Genomic DNA, 14,941 nt, shown 5'->3' on the forward strand with positions numbered 1-14,941 from the left:
CGCAACTTGTACCCCCAAATGCCCCCGCTTCACCGATTCTCTCAAGGAAGCGGCGAGGGCGGAATTGTCGCATCCTGCGCGGGCGTGTCAACGGTGCGCGTCGATACCGCAGCAGGCTTGGGATCGCGATCCCAGTCCCAGAAGCGGCCCTTGACGCGGTCATAGTTGACCTGCGGATCGTAGAGCGCGCCGCCATCAAGGCCGAGGTCATTGGCATCGGCTTTGCCCATTGCCGACAACAGGTTGAACCCGGCGACATAGGCATTGCGCCGCGCCGCAACGAGCTGCACCTGCGCCCGCAGCAGTTCCTGCTCGGCATCGAGGATGTTGAGGATGGTGCGATTGCCGACGGTGTTCTCCGCCCGCACGCCCTCAAGGCTCAGCGCTGCGGCATCGACCGCGGTCTGGTTCATCGCGATGATCTCGTTCGCGGCAAGCCAGGACGCATAGGCCGAGCGAACGGTGGCGATAACCTCGCGTTCGACGCCGATTTCCTGCTCGAGCGTCGCCGATTCACGCGCCTGCGCCTGCCGGGTCTGTGCGGCAGGTCCGCCACCCTGATAGAGCGGGATCGAGACGCTGACACCGGCCTGCGCAGTGGTGTTTGCCTGCTGCAGGGTCTGATTGGACCCGAGGAAAGTGCCCTTGAACGCCTGGCGGCTGCCGTTCGTGGAGAGCGATACTGTCGGCAGCTTTGCTGCGTCGGCAACCTTCACGTCAAAGGCAGCAGCCTTGCTGCGTTCGCGTGCGGCCATGAGATCGGGATTGTTCTCAAGCGCGAAGTCGACAGCGTCGTCCGGGTTGCCGGGCAGGCCCGGCAGCGGCGGCGGCGGCTGCAGATCGGTCGGCGCCTTGCCGACGACCTGGATGTACCGCTCACGGCTGGCGATGAGGTTCGCCTGTGCCGTGCGCAGATCGCCACGGGCAAGAGCCAGACGGGAATTGGACTGGGCCACATCGGTGCGGGTCACGTCGCCGATCTCGAAGCGGTCGCTGGTGGCCTTGAGGTTCACTTCCAGAACCTCGACGTTGCTCTTGTTGAGCCCGACGATCGCGGAATCGCGGATCACATCCATGTAGGCCGCAACGACTTGCGAAAACACGCCGGATTCGGTCGCGCGCAAGTCTTCCTGCCCGGCTTCGACGCGGGTCTTGGCGGCCCGGATCGAATTCTTCACCGATCCGCCGGAATAGACCGGCACGCCGAGGCTCAGGTCGATGCTGTTCGACCAGTCGGTGATCAGGAACGAATTGGGGTTGGCGCGCAGCACTTTCGTATAGCTGGCCTGCCCCTGCAGGCTCGGCAAACCGCGCGCTCGGGCCAGTGGCACGCCTTCGTCGGTCGCCCGCTGGGTCGCACGGGCGGCCTGAAGCGTGGGATTGGTGCTGTAGGCGCTGGTCAGCGCCTCGCGCAGGTCATCGGCCAGAGCGGGGGTGACAGCGAGGCTTGCGGCGCTGGCCGCCAGAATGAGGCGTAGCGCCTTGCCCGTCGCCATATGGCTCAGAAGCTCCATTTCTTCGGGGCGGCAAACTCGGCCAGCACCGCGAAATCGGCTTCGGCGAGCGGCGTTGCCACCACCTTGCCCAGCGCCTTGCGGGCCATGGCGAGGCGGGTGACGCCGCGATCGGCGATGCCGGTGACGATCCGGCCATCATCGGCCAGCAAGCCGGCGAGCGAATCCGGCAGGACTTCTGCGGCGCCATCGATCAGGATCAGCGAATACGGTCCGCCCTGAGCCGATGCCAGCGATTCGGCGCGGGTCACGCTGTCGGCAAGCTGTCCGACCAGAGCGGCGAGGTAGCCGTTCGGCGAGATCACGAGGACGGCATCCTCGCGCGCGGTCTGGGCCGCTTCGAGCATCTGGCCGTAGGTCAGCGCCGGGGAAAGCGAGCGCCCATCCCCCAGCGGAACCGCCCGGTCGATGTAGGCAACCGCGCGACGTTCGGCAGGGACAAAGTCCTCGCGCGGGACGGCGTTGAAAGCATTGAGGATTGCCGGCGAATTGACGCCGCTTACGCGAAGCTGGCTATCGATCATCGCACGACGGGCAACCAGCATCTCATCCGCTGCCGGGCGATCTTCAACCACGGTCATTCGAAACCCTCATATCCGCTAGAGGCTTCCACCCGCACCCGGGGAAGCCTGAATGTTGCCAAGTGCCTGTAGATTATCGATCTGCTGTTTCCAAGGGATTTGCTTGTCGCAAATTGCCGCGTAATGCGCCCATCGCAACCAAGGCCTCTGGAGGGAGTCGGCAACATGGCAGAAATGGTCACGATCCGGGAAGCGGACCTTATCGATAGCGTCGCGGACGCGCTGCAGTACATCAGCTACTTCCACCCGATGGACTACATCCGTGCGCTCGGCGAGGCCTACAAGGCCGAACAAGGCCCGGCGGCGAAGGACGCGATCGCGCAGATCCTCACCAACAGCCGCATGTGCGCCGAGGGCCACCGCCCGATCTGCCAAGACACCGGCATCGTCAATGTGTTCATCGAATGGGGCCAGGATTGCCGCCTCGAATCCGACATGAGCCTGCAGGACGTCGTCGATGAAGGCGTGCGCCGCGCGTACAACAACCCCGACAACAAGCTGCGCGCCTCGGTGCTGGCCGACCCCGCCTTCACCCGCCGCAACACCCGCGACAACACGCCCTGCGTGCTCCATGTCGAGATGGTCAAGGGCAACAAGGTCACGGTCGACGTCGCGGCCAAGGGCGGCGGCTCGGAAAACAAGTCGAAGTTCAAGATGATGAACCCGTCGGAGAACATCGTCGACTGGGTGATCGAGATGCTGCCACAGATGGGCGCAGGCTGGTGCCCGCCGGGCATGCTCGGCATCGGCATCGGCGGCACGGCAGAACACTGCGTGCTGCTCGCCAAGAAGGCGCTGATGGAACCGATCGACATGGCCCAGCTCAAGCAGCGCGGCCCCCAGACCGATATCGAGCGCATGCGCATCGAAATCTTCGATAAGGTCAACGCGCTCGGCATCGGCGCACAGGGCCTTGGCGGTCTGTCGACCATCCTCGACGTCAAGATCATGGACGCGCCGTGCCATGCCGCGGGCAAGCCGGTGGCGATGATCCCCAACTGCGCCGCCACGCGCCACGCGCACTTCACGCTCGACGGTTCCGGCCCGAGCTACCTTGAACGCCCCAAGCTCGACGAATGGCCGCAGGTCCACTGGGCGCCGGATTCGGCCGCCAAGCGCGTCAATCTCGATAGCCTGACCCAGGCGGAGGTCGAAGGCTGGAAGGCGGGCGATCGCCTGCTGCTCAACGGCAAGATGCTGACTGGCCGCGATGCCGCGCACAAGCGCATCAAGGACATGCTCGCCAAGGGTGAGGAGTTGCCGGTCGATTTCAAGGGCCGCGTGATCTACTACGTCGGCCCGGTCGATCCGGTGCGCGATGAAGTCGTCGGCCCGGCCGGCCCGACCACTGCCACGCGCATGGACAGCTTCTCGGACACCATGCTCGACCTCGGCCTTCTGGCCAGCGTCGGCAAGGCTGAGCGTGGCCCCGCCGCGACGAAGTCGATCGCCGAGCACAAGAGCGCCTACCTGATGGCAGTCGGAGGCGCGGCCTACCTCGTTGCGCGCGCGATCAAGGAGGCCAAGGTCGTCGGGTTCGAGGACTTGGGCATGGAAGCGATCTACGAATTTACCGTCGAGGACATGCCGGTAACCGTCGCGGTCGACAGCTCGGGCGAGAACGTCCACCAGGCTGCCCCGCTCGTCTGGAAGAAGAAGATCGCGGACGAGAAACTCCTGCCTGTTTGAGGGGGAGGAAAGCCCATCCGGGCGGGGGAGCGGGCCGGTGCCGCAAGCCTCTGACGGATGTCAGAGGCGCACCCGATAAATTCCATGAACGACATTTGCCGCCCGACCGCCGTTATGGCGCGTCGGGCGGTTCGCGTTTAGGGTCGACGGGATGACGTCGTCGCAAATCGATCCCGGTATCCCGCGCGTTCCGGCCCGGCAGGTGATCCTGTCGGCTGCGGCGCTGTGGCTGTGCTACTTCCTGTTGATCACCGTGCGCGGGCTGGTGGTGGAGCTGGGTGACTTTACCGATCTGCTTTGGCGGCGTGCACTGGTGACGGCGGCGGGGATTGTGGTGACGGTCGCCTGCTGGCCGCTGCTGCGCCGGTTCGACGCTCGCCCTCTGGCCACGCGGGTGGCCGCAGCGCTGGTGATCATGCTTCCAGCGGCGCTTGCTCTGGCGGCGGTCAACCAGTGGGCTTTCGCGCCGGTCGAAAAGCGCATGATCGAACGGATCAGCACTGATCAGGGCGAGCCCCGCACCACAACCTCGACCCAAACCACCGTGACCACCGGTCAAGGGAAGCCGGGCGTGAAGATCCGCCACGACATGGCGGGCAACGTCCTTGTCGATGTGCTGGACGAGGGGTTCATTCCTCCGGCACCACCTGAACCCGACTTGCCTGAACCTCCGCCTCCGCCAGAGAACCCGCCAGCTCCCAAGGCTGCTCCATCGATGGAGCCTCTGCTCAGCGCAGAAGACATTGCCGAGCTGCGCAAGGTCGGCGACGAAGCGACGATTCAGGCGCTCAAGAACTTCGGCATCAAGCAGGACGCCGATGGCAGCATGGTCATTTCACAGCCCGGCCTGTTCGTCCGCCAATATGCCGATGGCCGCTCGGAAGTGCGGACCGGGGGCAAGGTCTATACCGTCGACGAGGACGGCGACGTCGAAAGCATCGGCGATGCTGTAGAACCGCCGGCATCGGCGGCATCAGCGGCGCCCCCGGCACCGCCAGTCCCACCGATGCTGTCCGCCGCGGAACGGGAAAAGATCCGCGAAACGGCCCGCCGCGAGGCAGACAAGGCTCTCAGGAAGGCGCAGGCGGCGCGCAAGCTGGCGCTGGAGAAGGCACAGGCCGTGCGGGCCCGTGAGGTCGCCGCAGCCCGGACGGCGGCGGAGCAGCGGAAAGCGGCATCAGCTAGGGATGAGTCAGGCAGGGCTGAAGCGGCAAAGAATGACGCAGACACGCCGCAGCCCAGCGCGTCAGCGATTGTCACAGAGGACCTGCGCGGCCCCGATCACGTCACCATCATCCGGCAAACGGTCGAGAACGAGGGGCTGTGGCGACAGCTCACCGATGTCGCGCTGGGGCGCTACTTCCTGCTGATTGCGTGGGCCGCGCTCTACCTGGCGCTCGGCAATGGCGAACAGTTGCGCGCGGCGGAGTATCGCGAGGGGCAATATGCCCGCGCGGCAAAGGCGGCCGAGCTTCGTTCCCTGCGTTATCAGGTCAACCCGCACTTCCTGTTCAACACGTTGAATTCCTTGTCGGCTTTGGTCATGGTCGGACGAACCGAACAGGCCGAGCGGATGATCCAGTCAATCTCGCGTTTCTATCGCCACAGCCTTGCCGGCGATCCCACGGCAGACATGCCGCTGGAGGACGAAATCGCCTTGCAGCGCCATTACCTCGACATCGAGGCAGTGCGCTTTCCCGAACGCCTGCGCTGCGAGTTCGACATTCCGGACGATCTGATGACCGCCTGCGTGCCCGGCATGATCCTGCAGCCGCTGGTCGAAAATTCGATCAAGTATGCAGTCTCCACCACGATCCGGCCCGTGACCATTCGCATCACTGCCCGCGAGGCGGGGGGCTTTCTGATCCTGACGGTAGCGGATGACGGACCTGGCGAGGGCTTTGCCAATGGTGGTACCGGCATCGGCATCGCCAATGTCAGAAGCCGTCTCGCCGCCCGCTTCGGCGAGGATGGAGCCGGCGTGGAAAGCGGGCCGCTTCCCGCTGGCGGCTATGCAACGGTACTGACCATGCCGGTCGTCCGGAACGAGTGCTGAGGGGACTTGAGTTGCGCACGCTGATTGTTGACGATGAACCGCTGGCTGTCGAGCGGATGCAGATCCTGTGCGCGCGGATACCTGCATTGCAGGTGGTGGGGACGGCCAGCGATGGCGCCGCGGCCCTGCGCCTGATCGAAGCGCTCAATCCCGATCTTGTCCTGCTCGACATGACCATGCCCGAGGTTGACGGGCTCGGCGTCGCGCGGGCGCTTGCAGGACAGGCCAACCGGCCTGCCGTCGTATTCGTTACTGCCCATGATGATTTTGCGGTCGAGGCGTTCGATTGCGATGCGGTGGACTACGTGCTCAAACCTGTCGCGCAGGAACGGCTGGAGCGGGCGGTGGAGCGCGCACAAGCGCGCCGCAGCACGTCGACCGAAGCTGCCCTGACGCCCGAAAAACCGCAAAGCGAGTGGATCGAGGAGTTCTGGGTGCCACACCGCTCGGAGCTGATTCGCGTTGCCGCCTCGGACCTCGAACGCATCGATGCGGAACGCGATTACGTCCGCCTGCATGTCGGGCATCAGAACGGATCGGGTCAAAGCGGGGGCCGCAGCTACATGATGCTGCACACCATCGCCGGGCTTGAAGCACGGCTGGACCCCGAGCAGTTCATCCGACTCCACCGCTCGACCATCGTGCGGCGCGACCGGATTGCCGGACTCAAGCACGATGGTCTTGGCGTGTGGTCCGCCGAACTGGCCGACGGTTCGGTACAGCGCATCGGCCGTACCTACCTCGCGCGGGTCAAGGCCATGGCGGGACGATAACACCCCCCACAGAGCCCGCTCAGACTGAGCCTGTCGAAGGCCCCTCGTGGTCAGGCCTTGGCTGGCATCTTTCGACAAGCTCAGGATGAGCGACCTTGGAAAAGCTCAGGCCTTGTAAAGCCCGTCGATCCGGGCGCTGTAGCGCTCCCTGATCTTGTGGCGGCGGATCTTGAGGCTCGGCGTCATCTCGCCATTGTCGATGCTGAAGGCCTCGTCGGCAAAGGTGAACTGGCGGACCTTCTCGATCACCGACAGGTCCTTGTTCACCCGGTCCACTGCCGCGCGGATCGCATTCCGGAACGCCGGCAGGTCCTGCAGTTCCTTGAAGTTGAAGTGCTCGCCCTGCGCGCGTGACCACTCCAGCGCCCATTCCGGATCGGGCACGATCAGGCCAACGATGTAGGGCCGCTTGTCGCCCGAGACCATCGCCTGCGCGATTTCCGGCTGCAGCGTCAGCATGCCTTCGATCTTCTGCGGGGAGACATTGTCGCCCTTGTCGTTGACGATCATGTCCTTCTTGCGATCGGTGATGACGATGCGGCCCTTCCCGTCGAGATGGCCGATGTCACCGGTGTGCAGCCAGCCCGCATTGGCGCCCTCGCGCGGAATGGCGCGCGCCGTCTCGGCATCGTTCTGCCAGTAGCCGTGCATCACGAGCTCGCCCTTGACGAGGATCTCGCCATCCTCGGCGATCTTAACCTGCACGCCCTTCATCGGCGGTCCGACGGTGTCCATCTTGAGGCCGACCTTGGGGCGATTGCACGAGATCACCGGCCCGGCCTCGGTCTGGCCATAGCCCTGCAGCATCGTCAGCCCCATCGCTTCGAAAAACACGCCGACATCGGGGTTGAGCGGGGCGCCGCCGGAAACCATCGCCTTCATCCGCCCGCCAAAGCGCGCGCGAATCTTCGGGCGCAAAGTTCGCTCGAGGATCAGGTTCATCGGCGCGTCGATGATCCGGCCCTTGCCGGCCGCCTTGCGTCCGCCGATCGAAAGGGCGCGGTCCATCAGGTAGTTCGCCAGCTTGCCCTGCTTCTCCACCTGCTTCATGATTCGCGTGCGCAGCACTTCGAACAGGCGCGGCACCACCACCATCAGCGTCGGCCGCACTTCCTCCATATTCGAGGCGAGCTTTTCCAAGCCTTCCGAATAGTAGATCTGCGCGCCCATGCCGATCGGCAGGTACTGGCCGCCGGTATGCTCATAGGCGTGGGACAACGGCAGGAACGAGAGAAACACTTCCTCTCCCCAGCCGAAGTCATTGGCAAGAATCTCGGCGGCACCCTCGACATTGCACAGGATCGAGCCATGATGCAGCCGCACGCCGCGCGGAGAACCGCCGGTGCCGCTGGTGTAGATGATGCAGGCCAGGTCATCCCGGCCCATGGTCCTGAGCCGCTCGTCCACGGCCGCCCGCGCTGTCGTTCCATCGCCGCTGGTCATCGACTGCCAGTCATGGAAGGACAGCTTGCCGGCCTGCATCTGGCGCAGCGGTTCGATCCCGATCACATGCTCCACGCAAGGCGCGGAAAGCGCGGCCGGCAGCAGCGGCTGCGAGAGCTTCGAGGTCGAGACGATCACCGCCCGCGCGCCGGAATTCTCAAGGATGTGCAGATGATCGCGCTCGGTATTGGTGATGTAGGTCGGCACGGTGACCAACCCTGCGGCCATGATCGCGTGATCGGCGATGCACCATTCGGGGCGGTTTTCCGAAACCAGCGCCACCCGATCGCCGGGATTGAGGCCGAGGGCGCGAAGCGATTGCGCCAGGACGCAAACCTGCCGCACCGCCTCGTTCCATGACAGCGATTGCCAATGGCCCTTGGCTTTGGCCCACAGGAACGGGGCATCTCCCCGGGCGTCAGCGCGGTCGAGAAACATCGAGACCAGATTGGGAAAACCTGCGAAATCGGAAAGCTGCACGTCTAGACCCTCGCCCTTATCGGCTGAACGGACCGAGGTCCGGCACGCCTGTTAACGGGAACCTAGTGGCCTCGTTCCGCCTCGGCAACCGGGCATCCCATTCGTGCGCCCTAACCTGCGCAATGGCACTTCATGGTGCCACCGCTGCGCCTTCGCTGCGGGGGTCGGCCGCACCGCGCCAGCGGTTGCCGACGCGCTCGATGGCATTGGCCTTGAAAGACGGCGACCGCGCCAGAACTTGCGCATGGCCGAGCTGCTGCAAGGCCGGGATCATCGCTTCAAGGGTGGTGCCTTGTTCGACGAAGACCACGTCACCGCCCGGAGCGAAAATAACCGGCAAGGCGATCGCCTCGCGCGCGGACAGGTCCCAGTCGAGCACGCCGATGATCGCCTTGGCCACTTGCGCGGGGATCGTCACGCCACCGGCCGCGCCGATGGCAAGGCGCAGCTTGCCGTCGGGTCCGTAAATCAGCGTCGGCGACATGGAACTGCGCGGGCGCTTGCCGGCTTCGACCCGGTTCGCGGTGGGCTTGTCGTCCTTGTCGGGCACGATGTTGAAATCGGTCAGCTCGTTGTTGAGATAGTAGCCCCCCACCATAAGGCCCGATCCGAACGGACCTTCGATGGTCGAGGTATAGCTTGCGGCATTGCCCCACCTGTCCACGGCGACAAAGTGCGTCGTGCCGTTCTCTTCCTGCGGATCGGCCTTGGCGAAGGCCAGCCTGGCTCCCGGTGGGGTGCCGGGCGACACGATGCCGAGCGACGTGCTTTCGGAAATCAGGGCGGAACGCGCGGCGAGATAGGCGGGATCGGTCAGCCCCGCCACCGGCACCGACACGAAATCGCTGTCAGCCAGGTACTGGTCGCGGTCGGCATAGGCGAGGCGCTGCGACTCCGCGATCAGGTGCCACGAAACCGGGTTGGCGGCCCCTAGCGCCTTCATGTCGAAGCGTTCGAGCTGCTTGAGGATGGCGAACACGGTGGTGGCGCCCGATGAAGGCGGCCCCATTCCGCAGATGCGCCAGGCACGATACTGGCCGCAGACAGGCGGCCGGGCGATGGCCTTGTATCCGGCAATGTCGGCTGTCGTCATCGGTGAGGGATTGCGCGGCGCCGTGCCCACCTCGGCCGCGATCAGCGTGGCGTTCTCGCCTGCGTAGAAACTGTCGGCGCCGCGTGCCGCGACTGTTTCGAGAGTGGCGGCCAGCGCGGGGTTGCGCACAACTGTGCCGACGGCAAGCGGCTGTCCGTCAGCGCCATAGAACAAGGCCCGTGCCTCGGGATCGAGCGCGCCGGTGCGGCTGGCCGCGGCCAGGATTGCCCGCAGGCGCGGCGTGATCTCGAACCCTTCGCGGGCCAGGCGGATCGCGGGCTGGAACAGGGTTCGCCACGAAAGCCGACCCTTGCCATTGTGCGCCAGCGCGGCGAGTCGCAGGTTGCCCGGTACGCCGACGCTGCGGCCGCCCGGGATGGCGTCGCGATAAGGCAGCGGCTTGCCGTCGGCGTAGAACCACTGCGGTGTTGCCGCCTTGGGAGCCGTCTCGCGGCCATCGATCGTCTCGACCTTGCCTGCCGCATCGCCCAGCACAAGGAAGCCCCCGCCGCCAATGCCGGAGCTTTGTGGCTCGACCACGGTCAGCGCCAGCATCGTGGCTATGGCGGCGTCGGTCGCGCTGCCGCCAAGCCGCAGCATCTGCACGCCAGCTTCGGCAGCGCGCGGATCTGCGGCGGAGACGAGGCCCGCGCTGTCTACCGGGACGCCCTCGATCGCAGCGGCCATCGGCGCGGGACGGGACGGGGCAATTGTCGCGCTGTGCGGAGGAACGCAGCCGCTGACGAGCAATGCGACGAGCGGCGTGGCCAGGCTGGCGGATTTCAGAATGCAGGGGACTGACATGCCCCCTTGCTATTCGGTGCCGACCGCCTCGGCAATGGACGTCATGCCGGCTTCGCGGACCTTGCGTTCAAGTCCTGCGACCAGGCGCTTGGCAAGGCCGGGGCCCTCGAATACCATCGCGCTGTAAATCTGGACCAGGCTGGCCCCGGCCCGGATGCGGGCCCAGGCATCCTCGACCGTTGCAATCCCGCCCACGCCGATCAGCGGAATCGCCCCGCCGCTCGCCTTGCGGAAATCGCGCAGGCGCTGCAGCGCAAGCTCACGCAACGGCTCACCCGAAAGACCGCCAGCCTCCCCGGCATGGGCCGAGCGCAATGCCGGACGGGTGATCGTAGTGTTCGAAACGATCAATGCGGCCAGCCGCTTTTCAAGAGCGATGCGGCAGATCGCATCGATGTCCGACGGCTCGAGGTCGGGCGCAAGCTTGAGGAAGATCGGCACGTTCATGTTGCCGCGCGCCTCTATCACCCCGTCCAGCAGGGCCGAGAGCGCACCTTCATCCTGCAACGCGCGAAGGCCCGGCGTGTTCGGCGATGAAATGTTGACGGTGAGATAGGATGCCAGCGGGGCCATGAGCCGCGTCATCTGCGCATAGTCGGCAATGCGGTCGGCCGAATCCTTGTTCGCGCCGATGTTCACGCCAACGATGCCGGGCAGGCCGTGCTTGCCCGTCTCACGGCGGCGGATCAGGCGGTTCGTTACTGCCTGTGCGCCTTCGTTGTTGAAGCCCATCCGGTTGATCACGGCCCGATCCTCGATCAGGCGGAACAACCGCGGCTTCGGATTGCCTTCCTGCGGAAGCGGCGTGACCGTGCCCACCTCGACAAAGCCGAACCCCAGCCCGAGCATGGCATCGGGCACTTCGGCGTTCTTGTCGAAACCCGGGGCCATGCCCAGCGGGTTGGGAAAGGCGATGCCAGCGATGCGCTGGGCGAGATTTGGCGTGGGCGCCAGCCTGCTCGAAGGCGGATTTATCGCGAGTGCGCGGATGGTCAGGCGATGCGCAGGTTCGGCAGGGATCCGGAAGATCAGAGGGCGCAGCAGCGAATATGGCGTCACGGGCAAACGGTTCCGGATTCTGCAAATGGTGAAGGACGAATCGGGGCCGATCCCGATGCGCCATGCCGCCGGACTGCCCCGCCAGAGTCTTTGCGATGTAATCTTCTGTCGGCCAACCCTGTTCTTCTCGAATCTGACAGCAATTGTAATTGATTGCGCTTGGTATGTTGCGCATTTGCCACCGGAATTGTCGAATCCATACAATTCTCTCCAAGGGCTTCTGCTTAGTAAGGCGCTGCGACCCGAAGGGCTCGGTGCAGTTCTGCAACGAGTTCTCGACTTTGAGGCGGCCGGCGCTCCCAGTGAGCGCGGCCGCCCTTTTTTTGCCTCTCTCATTTTTGAGCAAGCGCCCGCTTGTGCCGGCAAGGCCCCGCGCCTAGATAACCGGAGTGATTCGGTCCGATTTGTTCGGGCCGCTATTCGGGACCCTGCCAGATGCGCCTTTCGAGCATGGCCGATTACGCCGTCGTCACGATGACCGCTGCCGCGCGCCATTGCGGGCAGAGCCGCGTCTGCGCGCAACAGCTAGCCGACGAAACCGGCTTGCCGGTGCCGACCGTGCAGAAGCTGGTCAGCAAGCTTTCGGCGGCTGGGCTGCTCAAGTCCGTTCGCGGTGCGCGTGGCGGGCTCAAGCTGGCGCGCCCGGCTGCGGCTATCACTTTGGCCGATATCGTCGAAGCCGTGGAAGGCCCCATTGCGCTCACGCCCTGCAGCGAGCATGGGCGCCATGATTGCACGCTGGAAAGCGCGTGCACCGTCCGTCCGCACTGGCCTGCCGTCGATGCCGCACTTCGCGGCGCGCTGGCTGGCATACCGCTCACCCAATTGTCCCGTCCTGCCGCAGCGGTGACGGAGGTTATGGCATGACCGAGAACGTCGAAGTGAAAGACCAGGCCGCCCGTGAGGCCGCCGCCAAGGTTGCCGAATACGAACACGGCTGGTCGTCGGATATCGAGCAGGAGTACGGGCCCAAGGGCCTGTCCGAGGACACGGTCCGCTACATCTCGGCCAAGAAGGACGAGCCGGAGTGGATGCTCGAATGGCGCCTCAAGGCCTATCGCCACTGGCTGACCATGCCCACGCCCGATTGGGCGAAGCTTAACATCCCGCCGATCGACTATCAGGACGCCTATTACTGGGCTGCGCCCAAGGCCAAGCCCAAGCTCGGCAGCCTTGACGAGGTCGATCCTGAAATCCTGCGCGTCTATGAAAAGCTCGGCATTCCGCTGGAAGAGCAGAAAGTGCTCGCCGGCGTCGAAGGCGCGCGCAAGATCGCGGTCGACGCGGTGTTCGACAGCGTCAGCGTCGCCACCACCTTCCGCAAGGAACTGGAAGCGGCAGGCGTGATCTTCCGTTCGATCTCCGAGGCGATCCGCGAATACCCGGACCTCGTGAAGAAGTGGCTGGGGAAGGTCGTGCCGATGCACGACAACTACTTCGCCACGCTCAACTGCGCGGTCTTCTCCGACGGCACCTTCGTCTACATCCCCGAAGGCGTCCGTTGCCCGATGGAGCTGAGCACCTATTTCCGCATCAATGCGGAAAACACCGGCCAGTTTGAACGCACCCTGATCGTCGCCGACAAGGGCGCATACGTCTCCTATCTCGAAGGCTGCACCGCCCCGCAGCGTGACGAGAACCAGCTCCACGCCGCCGTGGTTGAACTGGTCGCGCTCGACGATGCCGAGATCAAGTATTCCACCGTGCAGAACTGGTATCCTGGCGATGCGCAGGGGAAGGGCGGCATCTACAACTTCGTGACCAAGCGCGCGCTGTGCCAGGGTGCCCGCTCGAAGGTGTCGTGGACGCAGGTCGAAACCGGCTCGGCGATCACCTGGAAGTATCCGTCCTGCGTGCTGAATGGCGAGGATTCGGTGGGCGAGTTCTACTCGGTCGCCGTCACCAACAATTACCAGCAGGCCGATACCGGCACCAAGATGATCCACAACGGCAAGGGGTCGCGCTCGACCATCGTGTCGAAGGGCATCTCGGCGGGCAAGTCCAACAACACCTACCGCGGCCTCGTCCGCGTCGCCCCCCAGGCCGAAGGCGTGCGCAATTTCACCCAGTGCGACAGCCTGCTGCTGGGCGCGGAATGCGGCGCGCACACCGTGCCCTACATCGAAGTGCGCAACCCCAGCGCCACGATCGAACACGAAGCCACCACCAGCAAGATCAGCGACGACCAGCTGTTTTACGCGATGCAGCGCGGTCTCGATCAGGAAAGCGCCGTCGCCCTGATCGTCAACGGCTTCGCCCGCGAGGTGCTGCAGCAACTGCCGATGGAATTTGCCGTCGAAGCGCAGAAGCTGCTTGGCATCAGCCTTGAAGGCAGCGTGGGATGAGCCTTGCCGAAAGCGATCTGTTTCTCGACTTTTCCGCCGTCCCTGCGGCGGATGCGATCGTGCGCAAGATTTCCGAATACGGGCATGCGATTGCCTTTCCGGCTGGTTTCGACACAACCGACAAGGCTCATTCGGGCTGGGTGCCAGCCTTGCTGAATGGCGTCGACACTGGTTTCGATTACGTGGTCATGTCGCGCCAGCAGTATGTCGGGAATGACCCGGAAGCCCCCGCCTGGCCCGAGCATGGCGATACCGCTCTGGCATTCGCGGCGCGCGGGCATCAGAGCTCCATTCTCGCCGTCTCTCTCGTCCAGCGGGCAATCTGCGAACTTTCCGACGCGCAGGGCTGGTGGCAGGAAGGCGGAGAACGCCTCGGCAATGCCGACATGATCAAGTTTTGCATCGCAACGATCAAGGCGATCGAGGCGAACCCCGCTCCGGCGGAGCCCCGGCGCAAGGCGTCGAAGGTCAGCGCCGAGGACAAGCGCTTTGCAATCAAGACGCTGATCATCTTCGGGTCCGTGCTGGTCGGCATTTACGTGCTGAGCGCTCTGGCCGGTTACCTTTTCGCGCCAAGGACGGCACACTGATGAAAAAGACCCTTACCCTCCGCCCTGTCGGCGAGCGCGCCGAAGCGCCGAAGATCCAGAAGAAGGGGCGCGGCTGGGCCATTTCGGGTTCGCGCCTCGATGCGATCCACGACATGGCGCGCCAGCTGCGCCGCGAGCCGGACGAGGCGCACCTCGCTCTGGCCGATGAACTCGCGAAGGAAGACCTCGGCAAGTACAAGTTCAAGCGCTACGCCGTGATCGGCTCGGCCATCGTCGATTTCGCCAGCCAGCCGCTGAAGCTGGTGATTGCGCTCGACCGTGGCGAGGCTCCGGAGATCGAGCGCCGCCGCGATGCCAGCCTTGCCGAAGTCGGCATCAAGGTGATCCGCTACGATGCTGCCGAAGTGCTGGGCGATCCCGAGGGTGCCTGCGCCGCCGTGCTACGCGCTATGAAGGCCCGCTACGACGAGCTGCGCGCCGCCTCGCGCCCAGCGCGCCCGTCCTATTCGCGCTCCGGCGCCCGCCCGCAGCGTCCCGCTCGCGGTTGAGAGAC

At 64.9% G+C, this 14,941-nt stretch carries 12 protein-coding genes; 7 read left to right on the forward strand and 5 right to left on the reverse strand.

From position 1 onward, the window contains the following. Positions 1-41: 41 nt before the first annotated feature. Positions 42-1,514, reverse strand: a complete 1,473-nt coding sequence (locus ACZ1JY_RS10985; RefSeq protein WP_465129281.1) for a TolC family outer membrane protein — start codon at positions 1,512-1,514, stop codon at positions 42-44. Beyond that, entirely contained in the window at positions 1,502-2,095 is a 594-nt protein-coding gene (locus ACZ1JY_RS10990) for a protein-L-isoaspartate O-methyltransferase family protein (RefSeq protein ID WP_168904023.1), read from the reverse strand. Before ACZ1JY_RS10990 ends, ACZ1JY_RS10985 begins: the two co-directional genes overlap by 13 nt. Before the next feature lie 165 nt (positions 2,096-2,260). Here ACZ1JY_RS10990 and ACZ1JY_RS10995 point away from each other — a divergent pair, with 165 nt between their 5' ends. The 3 genes from ACZ1JY_RS10995 to ACZ1JY_RS11005 all read left to right on the forward strand — a co-directional run bounded on the left by ACZ1JY_RS10995 (position 2,261) and on the right by ACZ1JY_RS11005 (position 6,613). Next, positions 2,261-3,784: a fumarate hydratase gene (locus ACZ1JY_RS10995; protein ID WP_465129282.1), complete on the forward strand. Its 1,524-nt coding sequence runs from the start codon at positions 2,261-2,263 to the stop codon at positions 3,782-3,784. Positions 3,785-3,935: 151 nt separating this feature from the next. Beyond that, positions 3,936-5,840 (forward strand): histidine kinase, encoded by a 1,905-nt coding sequence (locus tag ACZ1JY_RS11000; RefSeq protein WP_465129283.1) that lies wholly within the window; start codon positions 3,936-3,938, stop codon positions 5,838-5,840. A gap of 11 nt (positions 5,841-5,851) precedes the next feature. Beyond that, positions 5,852-6,613 (forward strand): LytR/AlgR family response regulator transcription factor, encoded by a 762-nt coding sequence (locus tag ACZ1JY_RS11005; protein WP_465129284.1) that lies wholly within the window; start codon positions 5,852-5,854, stop codon positions 6,611-6,613. A gap of 105 nt (positions 6,614-6,718) precedes the next feature. Here the strand turns inward: ACZ1JY_RS11005 and ACZ1JY_RS11010 are convergent, their stop codons facing one another. The 3 genes from ACZ1JY_RS11010 to ACZ1JY_RS11020 form a co-directional block, all read right to left on the reverse strand. Continuing rightward, entirely contained in the window at positions 6,719-8,536 is a 1,818-nt protein-coding gene (locus ACZ1JY_RS11010; protein ID WP_465129285.1) for an AMP-dependent synthetase/ligase, read from the reverse strand. Between the two features lie 130 nt (positions 8,537-8,666). Continuing rightward, positions 8,667-10,433 carry a gamma-glutamyltransferase gene (gene ggt, locus ACZ1JY_RS11015; RefSeq protein ID WP_465129286.1) on the reverse strand — a complete coding sequence of 589 codons (1,767 nt, stop codon included), beginning with the start codon at positions 10,431-10,433 and terminating at the stop codon, positions 8,667-8,669. Between the two features lie 9 nt (positions 10,434-10,442). Then, the gene (locus ACZ1JY_RS11020) at positions 10,443-11,492 is read right to left on the reverse strand and encodes a quinone-dependent dihydroorotate dehydrogenase (RefSeq protein ID WP_465129287.1); all 1,050 of its coding nucleotides are present in this window, start codon (positions 11,490-11,492) and stop codon (positions 10,443-10,445) included. Between the two features lie 435 nt (positions 11,493-11,927). Between ACZ1JY_RS11020 and ACZ1JY_RS11025 the strand changes: the two genes are divergently transcribed. The 4 genes from ACZ1JY_RS11025 to ACZ1JY_RS11040 are packed head-to-tail and all read left to right on the forward strand — an operon-like array spanning position 11,928 to position 14,936. Beyond that, the gene (locus tag ACZ1JY_RS11025; RefSeq protein WP_118072750.1) at positions 11,928-12,359 is read left to right on the forward strand and encodes an SUF system Fe-S cluster assembly regulator; all 432 of its coding nucleotides are present in this window, start codon (positions 11,928-11,930) and stop codon (positions 12,357-12,359) included. Next, positions 12,356-13,837, forward strand: a complete 1,482-nt coding sequence (gene sufB / locus ACZ1JY_RS11030) for a Fe-S cluster assembly protein SufB (protein ID WP_465129288.1) — start codon at positions 12,356-12,358, stop codon at positions 13,835-13,837. The genes ACZ1JY_RS11025 and sufB overlap by 4 nt, the downstream gene beginning before the upstream one ends. Further along, complete coding sequence (locus ACZ1JY_RS11035) at positions 13,834-14,427, forward strand: hypothetical protein (protein ID WP_465129289.1); 594 nt, start codon at positions 13,834-13,836, stop codon at positions 14,425-14,427. The genes sufB and ACZ1JY_RS11035 overlap by 4 nt, the downstream gene beginning before the upstream one ends. Next, entirely contained in the window at positions 14,427-14,936 is a 510-nt protein-coding gene (locus tag ACZ1JY_RS11040) for an endonuclease domain-containing protein (RefSeq protein ID WP_465129290.1), read from the forward strand. The genes ACZ1JY_RS11035 and ACZ1JY_RS11040 overlap by 1 nt, the downstream gene beginning before the upstream one ends. The last annotated feature ends 5 nt before the right edge of the window (positions 14,937-14,941 follow it).

This window comes from Novosphingobium sp. BL-A-41-Hi4B-X5A (assembly GCF_055521705.1).

Coding starts and splice junctions, on each gene's coding strand:
- ACZ1JY_RS11000 (WP_465129283.1), top strand. CDS start 3,936: ATGACGTCGTCGCAAATCGATCCCGGTATCCCGCGCGTTCCGGCCCGG.
- ACZ1JY_RS10995 (WP_465129282.1), top strand. CDS start 2,261: ATGGCAGAAATGGTCACGATCCGGGAAGCGGACCTTATCGATAGCGTC.
- ACZ1JY_RS11025 (WP_118072750.1), top strand. CDS start 11,928: ATGCGCCTTTCGAGCATGGCCGATTACGCCGTCGTCACGATGACCGCT.
- ggt (WP_465129286.1), bottom strand. CDS start 10,433: ATGTCAGTCCCCTGCATTCTGAAATCCGCCAGCCTGGCCACGCCGCTC.
- sufB (WP_465129288.1), top strand. CDS start 12,356: ATGACCGAGAACGTCGAAGTGAAAGACCAGGCCGCCCGTGAGGCCGCC.
- ACZ1JY_RS10990 (WP_168904023.1), bottom strand. CDS start 2,095: ATGACCGTGGTTGAAGATCGCCCGGCAGCGGATGAGATGCTGGTTGCC.
- ACZ1JY_RS10985 (WP_465129281.1), bottom strand. CDS start 1,514: ATGGAGCTTCTGAGCCATATGGCGACGGGCAAGGCGCTACGCCTCATT.
- ACZ1JY_RS11035 (WP_465129289.1), top strand. CDS start 13,834: ATGAGCCTTGCCGAAAGCGATCTGTTTCTCGACTTTTCCGCCGTCCCT.
- ACZ1JY_RS11040 (WP_465129290.1), top strand. CDS start 14,427: ATGAAAAAGACCCTTACCCTCCGCCCTGTCGGCGAGCGCGCCGAAGCG.